This is a genomic window from Vibrio natriegens NBRC 15636 = ATCC 14048 = DSM 759 (assembly GCF_035621455.1).
Taxonomy (GTDB): domain Bacteria; phylum Pseudomonadota; class Gammaproteobacteria; order Enterobacterales; family Vibrionaceae; genus Vibrio; species Vibrio natriegens.
Genome location: NZ_CP141822.1, coordinates 2,687,853 through 2,702,841, shown reverse-complemented (window position 1 = coordinate 2,702,841; position 14,989 = coordinate 2,687,853). Strand labels below are relative to the sequence as shown.

Genomic DNA, 14,989 nt, shown 5'->3' with positions numbered 1-14,989 from the left:
CTCTAAATGTTAGATAATGATCGCTTACTTGTTGAATTTTAGCTCCAGGCTTACATGCAGAGCTAATTAAGCGACTAACATTTAGTTTATAATTTTTCAAAAAATAAATGGTTCAACGGGAAACTATAGTGATTCGACCAAAAAAACAAGTTTTGTATAGGTAATTTCAGCGTGATTATTGTTAGATATTTGATCCGCGAAACACTCAAGAGTCAATTTGCGATCTTTTTCGTACTTTTTTTGGTGTTTCTGAGCCAAAAGTTCATTAGTGTTCTCGCAGACGCTTCTGACGGGGATATTCCTGCTGGATTGATCTTCTCAATTGTTGGTTTGAATATGCCAGCAATGGGCTTATTGATGCTGCCGTTGAGTTTGTATATCGGCATATTGATCACTTTTGGTCGTCTTTATGCGGAGAGTGAAATTGTCGTTATGAATGCGACGGGGATCGGAAACAAGTTTTTGGTGCAAGCGGCACTTTACTTAGCTCTGATTACTTCTGCTGTGGCGGCATTTAACGCTCTGTGGTTATCACCATGGTCGCAAGAAAGAGTGGAACAGCTCTACGAGCAGGTTGCGGCTGAAAATAGCGTCGACCTTCTTCAAAAAGGCCAATTTCAGGGTACGCCTGATGGTTCTTCTGTGGTGTTCATCGATGATATTAAAGACAACACGCTGAGCAATGTGTTTGTTGCCCAGATGCGCCCTCGGGATTCTGTTCTGCCTAGCGTGATGTTTTCTTCTTCTGGCGAGGTGAAAGAGCTGTCAGATGGACGACAGATCATTACGATGAAAGAAGGTACGCGCTATGAAGGCGTGCCTACTCGCGTGGAGTATATGATCACCAAGTTCGATCAGTACGAAGGGGTGATTGGTCAGCGCGAAGTGAAAAAGAAAGGCAGGGACTGGGAAGCTTACCCTACGGCCGATTTGATTGGTCACCCGGATCCTGAAGCGCAAGCTGAGCTGCAATGGCGAATTTCACTGTTTGTATGTATTCCATTGCTCACGATGTTGGTTATTCCGTTGTCTGCAGTTAACCCGCGTCAGGGACGATTCGCCAAAATGGGCCCTGCGATTCTGATTTATTTGGCTTACTTCCTGGCGATCAGCGCAACGAAATCGGCACTGGAAGATGGCTCTATACCGACGACCGTTGGAATGTGGCCAATCAACGCGATGTTACTGATAGTCGCTATTTTGGCTAACATGATGGACAGCGTTCCAGCTCGACGAATGAAAGAAAAATTCCGCAAGAAGAGGCTAGCGTAAGCCGTGTTCAAAATCTTAGACCTTTATATCGGTAGAACCATTATTTCGACCACAGCCTTGGTTTTGGCCACCTTTGTTGGCTTGTCTGGCATCATCAAATACGTAGAACAATTACGTAAAGTTGGTCGAGGTGTGTATGACCTAATGCATGCACTTTACTTTGTACTGTTGAGTATTCCTCGCGACATAGAAATGTTTTTCCCAATGGCGGCACTGCTGGGCGCTTTGATTGGTTTGGGGATGCTAGCATCAAGCTCTGAGCTGGTGGTTATGCAGGCTGCAGGCTTTTCCAAATTGGATATCGGTTTATCCGTATTGAAAACTGCCGTGCCTTTAATGCTTATTGTTATGACGCTTGGTCAGTGGGGCGCGCCAGAAGCTCAAAAGATGGCTCGTGACCTACGCTCTTTTGCAATATCCGGCGGTAGTATTGTGTCCGTCCGGGCCGGAGTTTGGGCTCGGGATGCGAACGATTTTATCTTTATCGGCAAAGTCGAAGACGACAAATTGTATGCGCTGAATATGTGGCGCTTCGATGAGGATAAGAACCTCCAGAAAGTGATTTTTGCTGAAGAAGTGGATTATGAGCAAGACAACAACTGGGTCATGAAAGACGTGCAAATCACCGATATGCAAGGTGAGACCGTCATATCCAAGCAAAGTGTCGACCAAATGGAATGGCAAACGTCACTTGCGCCAGACAAGCTTGCCGTTGTGACGGTTAAGCCAGAAGAGTTATCACTTAGCGGCTTGTACGATTACGTGACCTACTTGAAAGCATCAGAACAGGATGCTTCACGTTACGAGCTTGCGTTCTGGCGTAAGCTGACTCAACCACTCTCCATAGCGGTCATGATGTTGATGGCATTGTCGTTTGTATTTGGTCCGCTGCGCAGCGTGACGATGGGCGCAAGGGTGTTGTCAGGGGTAGTCGCTGGCTTTACTTTCTATATTTCCAGTGAGTTTTTCGGACCGTTGACTCTGGTATACGGGATACCTCCCGTGTTTGGCGCATTGGCACCAAGCCTGGTATTCCTCGCTATTGCGGTATCGCTGCTGAGAAGAAAATTGTAAAAAGAAAAAGGAAGGCCAACGCCTTCCTTTTTTTATTGTGCTTTCGGTAACACAACCACTTTAGTTTTGGCCCACATGTCGTGAAAACCGCGTTTCTGCGGATCGATAGGTACAGTCAGGTTGGCTAACCCGAAGCCTGAAGTTGCAATACGAATCAGCGCTTGAGTAACAGTGATTGGTGCATCGTCAGCGGCGTTACGTACTTGAAGTTTCCAGGCACGCATACCAAGTGTTTGACCTGCGCGAGTCCAGAAGAAAACAAAGAAATAGATCCAAACTACCGCTAAATACAGCGTAAAGATCGGGCTTATTACAGGGTGCTTCGATAACATATCCGCAGCATCGACATATTCCCCATAGCTCAGTAACCCAGCGGCATTGAGTGCAAAGACAATGGCCATAACCACGCCGGCTGCCATCATTTCTATCGCAATGACAATCAACGAGTCATAGACCAAAGCTGCTAGTCGACGAAAGAGTCCTGCCGTTGGAAGAGTTGTAGAAGTAGTCATAATTCCATCACTTACCTTAACAAATTGTGCGTCAGAATATAGATTCCCTCCCCATGTGAAAAGAGAGCCAACGCACAGAGTCTCCAATTGTGGCGAAATCCAGCCTTTTACAGCAGTACTTATCGTTGATAGGGGCGGGATAAGAGAGAATGTATTGGGAGTTTTTCAATTCAGTTCGAATCGTTTTGGTTTTCAGCCATGAAATTTCTGGTCTATTACCTGATGAGAAAGCTGCGAGAGTTGGTGTTTTTCGTCTTCGGTATAATGTTGAGACAGTGCGAGTTCCAATGCTTTTTCTGACAGTTTTTGGGCGGGAGAGGCGAAGAGTTTGGGATGCATGCTCGATATCGCTAACAATGATTTTTGCAAGCGAATCTGAACTTGGAGTTGGGCTGCGCCATCATGTGCTATTGGCAAAAAGACATCATCAAACAAATCTTGGCAGCTTAATGAAGGCACAAACAATCGAGGAAAACGTGTTTTTATGGGTCTTTGCTTTAGTAACTCCCCCCAAAGTGATAATGCCCTTATAGCGCGCCCGAGTACATCAATGGCGGTGCCGTTGTCATTGACTGCAGGGGAGAGCGCTCTTGAAGCGATTTCCGCCAAAACGACCAAGCCAAAACGAGGGTCTTGGTCGAAGGAACGCTCTGTTCGAATAGTGAAAGCTGCGCTAACTTCGCTTTCTTCTTCTAGCTCTCCACATAACCAAGCGATGGGTTGCCCTGAGTAAACAAAGTTACCCGGCTGACGTTCTATGTAAATGGTGCATTGGTTATCTTCGGCAATGCTATCAAGATGGTGCATATCAATATGCTGTAAGTAACCAATTTCTTGGCTGTAAATAGGTTTGCTTCCCCTAGGTTTATGTTCAGGGTTACTCCAGGGGCGGGCTCCAAGCCAAGGCTCATTTCCACGCTTGCGAATCGCACTTATCAGAGCTTGTTCGACTTTTGACGTTGTTTCTGAAACTCTTCCAAGTACCGATAAATGCTGAATCCAGCGCAACAGCGTAAGTATGATCATCACGATGACAACCATAGTTACGATGAACAGATAGATGCGCGCCTGTTCGTGATAGGCACCAACACCAAGCGCGATAATCCCCACCAGACTAAATAAGAACGAACCAAGAAACGTCGCCAGTGCATTTTGCGTTGTGCTGTCTTCCATTAATAGCTTCGTGGCTCTTGGTGTCACTCCCGCACTGGCGGCGGTGTAGGCTGAGACCATGATATTGAGCGAAAAGGTAGTTACCGCCAACATTGAGGTCGCCAGAATATTGAGTATGTTATTCAGTAGTTCACTGCTGACGTTAATCGCGGGAGGCAGTACGACGAATTCGTTTAGAACAATCGACATCAAAGCGGTAGCGACCGCAAGTAAGGCGAATAATGATGTTCGAACCCATAGTTTGCGGGTTACCTGTTTTAACAACCACTGCCATTTAGATCCTGTCATTCTCTGACTCCTATCGAACAATAATTCGAAAGTGGATATAAAATTCAAAACGTTAGTATTGTTAAAGCATAGGTTAAATTTTTTGAAGTCTGATTAATGTTTGATGAGTCATAATGAAAAGGCACGTATATCAGCATATTTTCAAACGTACAGATGGTGTGAAGTAGTGAGGTAAAAAATGATTCTAATTACAGGCGCTAGCAGCGGACTAGGGGCTGAGTTGGCTAAGCTTTACGATTGCGATGGTCAGCCAACATACCTTACGGGACGAAGCGAGGGTAAGCTCTCTGAAATCACAAACAGACTATCTAACAACATTGGTTACCAAGCTTGTGATCTCTCTTTGCATCAGGATGTTGGACAATTATTTGATCAATTAGACCAGCCTCCCCAAACAGTGATTCATAGTGCGGGAAGTGGTTATTTTGGGCTGTTGGAAGATCAAGAGCCAGAACAGATTCAAAAGTTGATTAACAACAACCTTAATTCTGCCATTAATGTCTTGCGAGAGTTGGTTAAGCGTTACAAGGATCACTCGGTAAATGTGGTTGTGATTATGTCGACTGCATCGCAACAGCCGAAAGCTCAGGAGTCCACATACTGCGCAGTTAAGTGGGCGGTAAAAGGTCTGATAGAGTCTGTTCGTTTAGAACTAAAAGGCAAACCAATGAAAATTATTGCGGTCTATCCGGGAGGGATGGCGACGGAGTTTTGGGAAACCAGTGGCAAGTCATTAGATCTCAGCAGTTTTATGCAAGCAGAAGATGCGGCCCAAATGATTCATGATGCGGTGTCGAGCATCGGTAACGGCTATGTTTCTGATATCACGGTTAACAGGTTATAAACGCCATAGATATTGGGAAGATAGCTGTAAACTAGGTGGGCGGAGATAATATTACGGGGTTCGAGCTCTCCTTTGTCACAGTTTGTGGCGAAATTATCAGCAAACGATAGTTATTAAAGGTTTTTCTGCTTGCGCAGGTCAAAAGCTTACGTATAATGCCAGACATCAAAGGGCAATAGCCCAGAGATGCCGGTGTGGTGAAATTGGTATACACGACGGATTCAAAATCCGTTGCCTTCGGGCGTGGCGGTTCAAGTCCGCCCACCGGTACCATATTAGAAAGGTCGCTTTTATAGCGGCCTTTCGTCGTTTTGGGCGTTTGAAAATTGAAATTGACGGTCAAGCGTTGCCTCCGCGGTGGCGGCAGGAATGCCTGTCCAATCAGTCCGCCCACCGGTACCATATTTTAAGACAGAGCCTCGACGAAAGTCGGGGCTTTGTTGTTTCTGGAGTTTGTGAATTCAAATCCAGCGTGGCGGCTTGGATGCAAGCCCAGTCAAGTCGCCCAGCAGTACCACATTAGAAAGTTCGCTTTTATAGCGGCCCTTTGTCGTTTTAGGCGTTTGAAAATCTAAGGCTTGCTCGGTTTATCTATAAACTTTTCCCTTACTTTGCTGATGATCCATGATTTGGTTCATCGGTTGCCATTTCCGTGTACTAGTTTGGTTCGGAGGTAAGTTCGCGATATTTTTCTGGCGCTGGAGGTTTTTGGTTAAGCTTGCCGAAGGTAGAGGAAGGCTATCCGAGAGAAAGTTGTATTCACTAGTATGGTCTGGAAGTTTGCAAACTTTGCACTAGTGACTTTCACTACTTTGGTGCAATGCTGAGCTCTCTATGTTTAATGATGAAATATCAAACCGTATTGGTATGGTTGTCTTTTTTGATAATGAGATATGTGAAAAGATGCTCGTCTTAACTATCTAAATTTTGGCACTACAAACTTTGTTATGAAAAGGCAAAGCTTCGTGGAGTGCCAACATCATTATTAAAAGAAAAGGACCATCTAAATGATAGGGAGATTAACCCAGCTGTTCCCCGTTTGGGCAGTTATATTCGCCTTAACCGCTTACTTTTCACCAAGTCTATTTGTCGATTTAAAATCTCAAATCGTCCCTTTACTTACTATTATCATGCTTGCAATGGGAATCAGTTTATCTCCTAGTGATTTCCTCAATGTTCTCAAGCATAAAAAGGCAGTGGGCGTCGGTGTATTTCTTCAGTTTTTAATTATGCCTCTTGCCGCTTTGCTCATCAGCTTCTTATTAGGGTTTAGTACGGAGCTTACTGTCGGCATGGTACTGGTTGGTAGCGTTGCTGGTGGAACATCCTCTAACGTAATGGTATTTCTGGCCAAAGGTGATGTTGCGCTTTCCATTTCAATGACGGCTATATCTACATTATTAGGCGTGATATTAACGCCATTACTTGTAGAAGGGTTGATTGGTCAAAGTGTTGATGTGCCTGTTTCTGGGATGTTGATGAGCTTAGTTAAGATCGTACTACTTCCTGTCTCAATAGGCGTCATTATTAACACTTTTATTCCTAAAGCGGTTGCTAAGGTCAATGCGATATTACCGTTGATATCAATGCTTGCTATCGTCGTTATTATTGCCATCGTTGTGGCTTTAAACGCTGAAAACCTAAATACCATTGGGCCATTGGTGGCACTGGCAGTCATTTTACACAATGGCCTAGGTTTGACGGCGGGCTACTATTGTTGTCGTCTACTTGGCTTTAATGAATCGACTTGTCGGACAATTGCATTTGAAGTGGGATTACAGAACTCAGGTTTAGCTACGGCGCTCGCAATGAAGTTCTTCTCGCCAGCATCGGCAATTGCCGGAACAATATTCTCAGTTTGGCACAATATTTCAGGTTCTCTGTTAGCTGGATACTGGGCAAGCAAAAAGGCTCGTAAAGCTAAAGCTGTAACTAATAGCCTATAGGTTCAACTGATTAACAAGTATCAAGTTAAGTTATCGGCAGAGGTATTTATCTTGTTAGATATTTACTTAGGCTTCAAACGCCTGTTATCCCCCTGAATACTAAATCTTACTCAGGGGGTAATAGGTGCTTTCGGTTGAGCTATTCAAGTTCAACAAGCGGTCTAAAGACCATTTCATGTACCACTACATCTTCCGGAAGCTTTAATAACCCTAAAATAGTACGAGCCACGCTTTCGGGTTGCATGTACTCAGGTCGGCTGGCTGCCCTAAAGTTGGTATCAGTGCCGCCCGGGAATAAGTTGGTAACTTTAATGCCATGAGGTTGAGCTTCTTTCATTAGCACGCCGGTAAAACCTGCTAACCCTTGTTTCATGGTAGTGTAAACCGCCATCGTTTCGCTCGCCCGTTTGGCAACGGTACTGGTGACGTTAATGATGTAGCCCGACTTCTGCTCTTTCATTAACGATAGCGCTTCTCTACATAGAATTGCAGGCGCTCTTAAGTTGATCGCGTACTGCTGTTCAAACTCTTCTAGCGAAAACTCATCAATCGCACATTTACGAGTATTCATGCCTGCGTTGTTAATGAGGACATCCAGCCCGCCTAGTTCTTCAGTCGCTTGCTTGAACATATCCATCACTTGCTGAGACTCAGTGAGGTCATAGGAAGCAAACTTACAACCAGTCAGTTGATGTAGCTCTGTTAACTTATTCTTATTTCTGCCTGTAGCAAAAACATCGTGATGATCCGCGCAGAGCTGTTTTGCTAGCTCAAATCCTATACCGCTGCTGGCACCTGTAACGAGAATTTTCATTTACTGACTCCGGGTTTTTAAAGAATGTTCAAATTTTATTATGCCTTGCTTAAATACAACGATAAATGGAAGTAAGCCTTTTCAACTGAGATAGCGATTGATTTGTGACTGAGCACCGACCAAAGTTTCTGCTTTGAAGCATCATCTTTTAATATAGAAAAAGCGTTATTTCACTTGGTAGAAGTAGTGGCAATTAACTGATGAATGCTATTGATCTCATTGATAATCATTACTAATGAATTTTATTATAAATTCCCTTAAAATTGAGGGTTTATATTGAAACCCCAGTCAGTAGTGAATAGTGGCAGCAATTAAACTTACCGTAGATCGCATTCAGCCAGGGTTACATATCCGTCTACCGTTGAAATGGAACGATCACCCATTCTTACTTAATAGCTTTAAAATTAAAGATCAGGGACAAGTTGAGATGATTCGTCATCTTGGCGTTAAGTTCGTGTACTTTAATCCTGAGCAAAGCGATTCATTGCCCTTACCTGTCAACCAAGATAGGGAAGATAAAGTAAAGAGCGATGATTCGTTAGATCTAGAAACGAAAGCATTATGGCAAGAGAAGCAGAAACGAATAGAAAAGCTAAGTGCTTATCGACGCAGAGTGATTCAATGTGAAAAAGAGTTTGAGCGTTCTCTCGCTCGTATGCGCTCAGTAATGATGAAAATTCGTAATCGTCCGGTCGCTGCGGTTAACGAAGCAAAGCAGCTAACCGAAGATATCGTAGATAAGTTAATGTGTGACGATAATGTCACGCTGCATCTCATGAATGGCAAAAACGAATATGAAGATATCTATTTTCACTCGCTGAATGTTGCGGTTATCGCGATGATGATCGGACGAGCAAAAGGTTACTCTGCTGAACAATTGAAAGAGCTGTCCTTTGCCGCATTGTTTCACGATATGGGTAAAGTGAAAATTCCAACAGCTATATTAAGAAAGCAAGAACCACTGACGGTTCCCGAAGAGAACTATTTAAAGCTGCATACTAAGTATGGTTTGGATCTGGCTAACCAAATAGAGGACTTTCCTGAAACGGCAAAGACAGTTATTGAGCAGCATCATGAGTTAAGAGACGGTTCTGGCTATCCTAAGGGGTTGCAAGGTGATGAGATAAACGAGTTTGCACAAATCATTATTGTCGCAAATGCATTTGATAACTTGTGTCATACGAGAATTACTTCAGAACAAAAGATCCCGTATACCGCACTTTCCCATCTATATAAGAATTGCAAACATCTATATAAAGAAGAAAACCTCAAATTCCTGATTAAGTTTATGGGCGTCTTCCCACCGGGAACAGTCGTACAGCTGACCAATAACATGATTGGGTTAGTTATCTCAGTGAATGCTTCGAATCTATTATTCCCTAATGTTTTGGTTTATGACCCCTCAGTACCGAGAACCCAAGCCCCAATACTTGATTTAGCGTCGAAGGATTTAAGGATAGTAAACGCAATACATCCTTCTAAACTGCCAGAGAATATAAAAGAGTATCTTAATCCGCGTTCTCGAATTTCATACTTCTTCGATACTGATGCTTAGTTATCCACAGGGTTTTGTGGGTAATATGTAGAAATGCTGAGTGTTATTTTGGGGTAATTTTAAGGTTGGATGGAAAATGTCCACTTGGCATGTTTTTTTGAAATAATTGCATTTTTAGTATTGCCAAAGAAATTCTTCTCCCTATAATGCGCATCCACCGACACGGCAGACGCGATAAGGCTTCAGCAGGGTCGGAGAGGTAAAAAGCTTCTACGAAAAATTAGTTGAAAAAAGTGTTTGACACTAACAACCAAATCGCTAGAATGCACCTCCGCTTTGAGAGAAAAGCTTCTCGCAAAGCAAGCTCTTTAACAATATAGACCTATCAATCTGTGTGGGCACTCGTTGATGATAATCCAATTAGATACCTCGGTATCAAATTAGGTTTCAATGATACGAAGTGACCATTGAATCTTCGGATTCAGCACAGTCAATTCAAACATTACTTTATGTAATGTTCAGTATTCATTGAGCCGACAAAATCTTAAATTGAAGAGTTTGATCATGGCTCAGATTGAACGCTGGCGGCAGGCCTAACACATGCAAGTCGAGCGGAAACGAGTTAACTGAACCTTCGGGGGACGTTAACGGCGTCGAGCGGCGGACGGGTGAGTAATGCCTAGGAAATTGCCCTGATGTGGGGGATAACCATTGGAAACGATGGCTAATACCGCATGATGCCTACGGGCCAAAGAGGGGGACCTTCGGGCCTCTCGCGTCAGGATATGCCTAGGTGGGATTAGCTAGTTGGTGAGGTAAGGGCTCACCAAGGCGACGATCCCTAGCTGGTCTGAGAGGATGATCAGCCACACTGGAACTGAGACACGGTCCAGACTCCTACGGGAGGCAGCAGTGGGGAATATTGCACAATGGGCGCAAGCCTGATGCAGCCATGCCGCGTGTGTGAAGAAGGCCTTCGGGTTGTAAAGCACTTTCAGTCGTGAGGAAGGTAGTGTGTTTAATAGATGCATTATTTGACGTTAGCGACAGAAGAAGCACCGGCTAACTCCGTGCCAGCAGCCGCGGTAATACGGAGGGTGCGAGCGTTAATCGGAATTACTGGGCGTAAAGCGCATGCAGGTGGTTTGTTAAGTCAGATGTGAAAGCCCGGGGCTCAACCTCGGAATAGCATTTGAAACTGGCAGACTAGAGTACTGTAGAGGGGGGTAGAATTTCAGGTGTAGCGGTGAAATGCGTAGAGATCTGAAGGAATACCGGTGGCGAAGGCGGCCCCCTGGACAGATACTGACACTCAGATGCGAAAGCGTGGGGAGCAAACAGGATTAGATACCCTGGTAGTCCACGCCGTAAACGATGTCTACTTGGAGGTTGTGGCCTTGAGCCGTGGCTTTCGGAGCTAACGCGTTAAGTAGACCGCCTGGGGAGTACGGTCGCAAGATTAAAACTCAAATGAATTGACGGGGGCCCGCACAAGCGGTGGAGCATGTGGTTTAATTCGATGCAACGCGAAGAACCTTACCTACTCTTGACATCCAGAGAACTTTCCAGAGATGGATTGGTGCCTTCGGGAACTCTGAGACAGGTGCTGCATGGCTGTCGTCAGCTCGTGTTGTGAAATGTTGGGTTAAGTCCCGCAACGAGCGCAACCCTTATCCTTGTTTGCCAGCGAGTAATGTCGGGAACTCCAGGGAGACTGCCGGTGATAAACCGGAGGAAGGTGGGGACGACGTCAAGTCATCATGGCCCTTACGAGTAGGGCTACACACGTGCTACAATGGCGCATACAGAGGGCGGCCAACTTGCGAAAGTGAGCGAATCCCAAAAAGTGCGTCGTAGTCCGGATTGGAGTCTGCAACTCGACTCCATGAAGTCGGAATCGCTAGTAATCGTGGATCAGAATGCCACGGTGAATACGTTCCCGGGCCTTGTACACACCGCCCGTCACACCATGGGAGTGGGCTGCAAAAGAAGTAGGTAGTTTAACCTTCGGGGGGACGCTTACCACTTTGTGGTTCATGACTGGGGTGAAGTCGTAACAAGGTAGCGCTAGGGGAACCTGGCGCTGGATCACCTCCTTATACGATGATTACTCACGATGAGTGTCCACACAGATTGATACGGTTTATGTAAAAGAGACGATACTGGGTCTGTAGCTCAGGTGGTTAGAGCGTTCGCCTGATAAGCGAGAGGTCGGTGGTTCGAGTCCACTCAGACCCACCAATTCCCTTCCCAAGGAATTGGCATACAGTATCGACACACCTTGATGGGGCTATAGCTCAGCTGGGAGAGCGCCTGCCTTGCACGCAGGAGGTCAGCAGTTCGATCCTGCTTAGCTCCACCATCTTTAAGCGCATTAGCGATAGTGCTTTTAAAAATGGTTCTTAAATGAATCTAGCTCTTTAACAATTTGGAAAGCTGACAAAATAATCTTTAAGATTATTTGTAAAGTTCTCAAAGTATTCATGAATTTGAATACAACTAAAAACACATTCAAGTGTTCTTGGAATTTGAGTCCGGCAAAATCGAAAGCTGTCTCGCTCATTCAAATAATGAGACAGCAACTTTGGTTGTTTAACATCAATTCGAAACTCCTTCGGGTTGTATGGTTAAGTGACTAAGCGTACACGGTGGATGCCTTGGCAGTCAGAGGCGATGAAGGACGTATTAACTTGCGATAAGCCCAGATTAGGCAGTAAAAGCCACTTGAGTCTGGGATTTCCGAATGGGGAAACCCACTTACATAAGTAAGTATCCTGTTGTGAATACATAGCAACAGGAGGCGAACCGGGGGAACTGAAACATCTAAGTACCCCGAGGAAAAGAAATCAACCGAGATTCCGAAAGTAGCGGCGAGCGAAATTGGACTAGCCCTTAAGCTTTACACACGTTAGACGAACGGTCTGGAAAGGCCGACGATACAGGGTGATAGTCCCGTAGTTGACGATGTGTGTTCAGTGAAATCGAGTAGGGCGGGACACGTGATATCCTGTCTGAATATGGGGGGACCATCCTCCAAGGCTAAATACTACTGACTGACCGATAGTGAACCAGTACCGTGAGGGAAAGGCGAAAAGAACCCCTGTGAGGGGAGTGAAATAGAACCTGAAACCGTGTACGTACAAGCAGTAGGAGCAGGCTTTGTCCTGTGACTGCGTACCTTTTGTATAATGGGTCAGCGACTTATATTCAGTGGCAAGGTTAACCATCTAGGGGAGCCGTAGGGAAACCGAGTCTTAACTGGGCGTTCAGTCTCTGGATATAGACCCGAAACCAGGTGATCTAGCCATGGGCAGGTTGAAGGTTGAGTAACATCAACTGGAGGACCGAACCGACTAATGTTGAAAAATTAGCGGATGACTTGTGGCTAGGGGTGAAAGGCCAATCAAACCTGGAGATAGCTGGTTCTCCCCGAAAGCTATTTAGGTAGCGCCTCGGACGAATACTACTGGGGGTAGAGCACTGTTAAGGCTAGGGGGTCATCCCGACTTACCAACCCTTTGCAAACTCCGAATACCAGTAAGTACTATCCGGGAGACACACGGCGGGTGCTAACGTCCGTCGTGGAGAGGGAAACAACCCAGACCGCCAGCTAAGGTCCCAAATTACTACTAAGTGGGAAACGATGTGGGAAGGCTCAGACAGCCAGGATGTTGGCTTAGAAGCAGCCATCATTTAAAGAAAGCGTAATAGCTCACTGGTCGAGTCGGCCTGCGCGGAAGATGTAACGGGGCTAAGTAGTAAACCGAAGCTGCGGCAATACTCTTTGAGTATTGGGTAGGGGAGCGTTCTGTAAGCGGTTGAAGGTGTGTGGTAACGCATGCTGGACGTATCAGAAGTGCGAATGCTGACATGAGTAACGATAAAGGGGGTGAAAAACCTCCTCGCCGGAAGACCAAGGGTTCCTGTCCAACGTTAATCGGGGCAGGGTAAGTCGACCCCTAAGGCGAGGCCGAAAGGCGTAGTCGATGGGAAACGGGTTAATATTCCCGTACTTCTTACAATTGCGATGGGGGGACGGAGAAGGCTAGGTGGGCCTGGCGACGGTTGTCCAGGTTCAAGTGCGTAGGCTTGAGAGTTAGGTAAATCCGGCTCTCTCTAAGGCTGAGACACGACGTCGAGCACCTACGGGTGTGAAGTCATTGATGCCATGCTTCCAGGAAAAGCCTCTAAGCTTCAGATTGTAAGGAATCGTACCCCAAACCGACACAGGTGGTCGGGTAGAGAATACCAAGGCGCTTGAGAGAACTCGGGTGAAGGAACTAGGCAAAATGGTACCGTAACTTCGGGAGAAGGTACGCTCTCGACGGTGAAGTCCCTCGCGGATGGAGCTATTGAGAGTCGCAGATACCAGGTGGCTGCAACTGTTTATTAAAAACACAGCACTGTGCAAAATCGTAAGATGACGTATACGGTGTGACGCCTGCCCGGTGCCGGAAGGTTAATTGATGGGGTTAGACTTCGGTCGAAGCTCTTGATCGAAGCCCCGGTAAACGGCGGCCGTAACTATAACGGTCCTAAGGTAGCGAAATTCCTTGTCGGGTAAGTTCCGACCTGCACGAATGGCGTAATGATGGCCACGCTGTCTCCACCCGAGACTCAGTGAAATTGAAATCGCTGTGAAGATGCAGTGTACCCGCGGCTAGACGGAAAGACCCCGTGAACCTTTACTACAGCTTGGCACTGAACATTGACCCTACATGTGTAGGATAGGTGGGAGGCTTTGAAACGAGTACGCCAGTATTCGTGGAGCCGTCCTTGAAATACCACCCTTGTAGTGTTGATGTTCTAACGTTGACCCCTTATCGGGGTTGCGGACAGTGCCTGGTGGGTAGTTTGACTGGGGCGGTCTCCTCCCAAAGCGTAACGGAGGAGCACGAAGGTGGGCTAATCACGGTTGGACATCGTGAGGTTAGTGCAATGGCATAAGCCCGCTTGACTGCGAGAATGACAATTCGAGCAGGTGCGAAAGCAGGTCATAGTGATCCGGTGGTTCTGAATGGAAGGGCCATCGCTCAACGGATAAAAGGTACTCCGGGGATAACAGGCTGATACCGCCCAAGAGTTCATATCGACGGCGGTGTTTGGCACCTCGATGTCGGCTCATCACATCCTGGGGCTGAAGTCGGTCCCAAGGGTATGGCTGTTCGCCATTTAAAGTGGTACGCGAGCTGGGTTTAGAACGTCGTGAGACAGTTCGGTCCCTATCTGCCGTGGGCGTTGGAGAATTGAAAGGGGCTGCTCCTAGTACGAGAGGACCGGAGTGGACGAACCTCTGGTGTTCGGGTTGTGTCGCCAGACGCATTGCCCGGTAGCTAAGTTCGGGATCGATAACCGCTGAAAGCATCTAAGCGGGAAGCGAGCCTTGAGATGAGTTCTCCCTGATACTTTAAGTATCCTAAAGGGTTGTCGTAGACTACGACGTTGATAGGCAGGGTGTGTAAGCGTTGTGAGGCGTTGAGCTAACCTGTACTAATTGCCCGTGAGGCTTAACCATACAACACCCAAGGGGTTTTGATGGACTCAATGTAAGAACGTTGAATGTGTAATAAC

Annotated in this window: 8 protein-coding genes, 3 tRNA genes and 2 rRNA genes; 10 read left to right on the top strand and 3 right to left on the bottom strand. The window is 46.1% G+C overall.

The features are described 5' to 3' along the window. Positions 1-171: 171 nt before the first annotated feature. A complete protein-coding gene (lptF, locus tag VER99_RS12295) occupies positions 172-1,272 on the top strand; it encodes an LPS export ABC transporter permease LptF (RefSeq protein WP_020334475.1) in 1,101 nt (366 codons plus the stop codon). 3 nt (positions 1,273-1,275) lie between these two features. Then, the gene (lptG, locus tag VER99_RS12290; protein ID WP_014233052.1) at positions 1,276-2,346 is read left to right on the top strand and encodes an LPS export ABC transporter permease LptG; all 1,071 of its coding nucleotides are present in this window, start codon (positions 1,276-1,278) and stop codon (positions 2,344-2,346) included. 32 nt (positions 2,347-2,378) lie between these two features. On the opposite strand, the gene VER99_RS12285 is transcribed toward lptG, so the two are convergent. Then, the gene (locus VER99_RS12285) at positions 2,379-2,858 is read right to left on the bottom strand and encodes an RDD family protein (RefSeq protein ID WP_014233051.1); all 480 of its coding nucleotides are present in this window, start codon (positions 2,856-2,858) and stop codon (positions 2,379-2,381) included. A gap of 192 nt (positions 2,859-3,050) precedes the next feature. Continuing rightward, complete coding sequence (locus VER99_RS12280; RefSeq protein WP_020334474.1) at positions 3,051-4,319, bottom strand: DUF2254 domain-containing protein; 1,269 nt, start codon at positions 4,317-4,319, stop codon at positions 3,051-3,053. A 178-nt stretch (positions 4,320-4,497) separates the two neighbouring features. Here VER99_RS12280 and VER99_RS12275 point away from each other — a divergent pair, with 178 nt between their 5' ends. The 3 genes from VER99_RS12275 (at position 4,498) to VER99_RS12265 (ending at position 7,109) form a co-directional block, all read left to right on the top strand. Beyond that, positions 4,498-5,163 carry an SDR family NAD(P)-dependent oxidoreductase gene (locus tag VER99_RS12275; RefSeq protein WP_020334473.1) on the top strand — a complete coding sequence of 222 codons (666 nt, stop codon included), beginning with the start codon at positions 4,498-4,500 and terminating at the stop codon, positions 5,161-5,163. Positions 5,164-5,351: 188 nt separating this feature from the next. Beyond that, positions 5,352-5,436 (top strand) — tRNA-Leu (locus VER99_RS12270). A gap of 734 nt (positions 5,437-6,170) precedes the next feature. Next, positions 6,171-7,109, top strand: coding sequence for a bile acid:sodium symporter family protein (locus tag VER99_RS12265; RefSeq protein ID WP_014233048.1), 939 nt, complete (start codon positions 6,171-6,173; stop codon positions 7,107-7,109). Positions 7,110-7,248: 139 nt separating this feature from the next. Here the strand turns inward: VER99_RS12265 and VER99_RS12260 are convergent, their stop codons facing one another. Continuing rightward, complete coding sequence (locus VER99_RS12260; RefSeq protein ID WP_020334472.1) at positions 7,249-7,923, bottom strand: SDR family oxidoreductase; 675 nt, start codon at positions 7,921-7,923, stop codon at positions 7,249-7,251. 301 nt (positions 7,924-8,224) lie between these two features. On the opposite strand from VER99_RS12260, the gene VER99_RS12255 reads away from it, so the two are divergent. The 5 genes from VER99_RS12255 (at position 8,225) to VER99_RS12235 (ending at position 14,933) form a co-directional block, all read left to right on the top strand. Continuing rightward, positions 8,225-9,478 carry an HD-GYP domain-containing protein gene (locus VER99_RS12255; RefSeq protein ID WP_020334471.1) on the top strand — a complete coding sequence of 418 codons (1,254 nt, stop codon included), beginning with the start codon at positions 8,225-8,227 and terminating at the stop codon, positions 9,476-9,478. A gap of 486 nt (positions 9,479-9,964) precedes the next feature. After that, positions 9,965-11,517, top strand: a 16S ribosomal RNA gene (locus VER99_RS12250). Between the two features lie 65 nt (positions 11,518-11,582). Next, positions 11,583-11,659 (top strand) — tRNA-Ile (locus VER99_RS12245). 45 nt (positions 11,660-11,704) lie between these two features. Beyond that, positions 11,705-11,780 (top strand) — tRNA-Ala (locus tag VER99_RS12240). A 263-nt stretch (positions 11,781-12,043) separates the two neighbouring features. Then, positions 12,044-14,933 (top strand): 23S ribosomal RNA (locus tag VER99_RS12235). Together the 16S and 23S rRNA genes with 2 tRNA genes alongside form the textbook arrangement of a ribosomal RNA operon. The last annotated feature ends 56 nt before the right edge of the window (positions 14,934-14,989 follow it).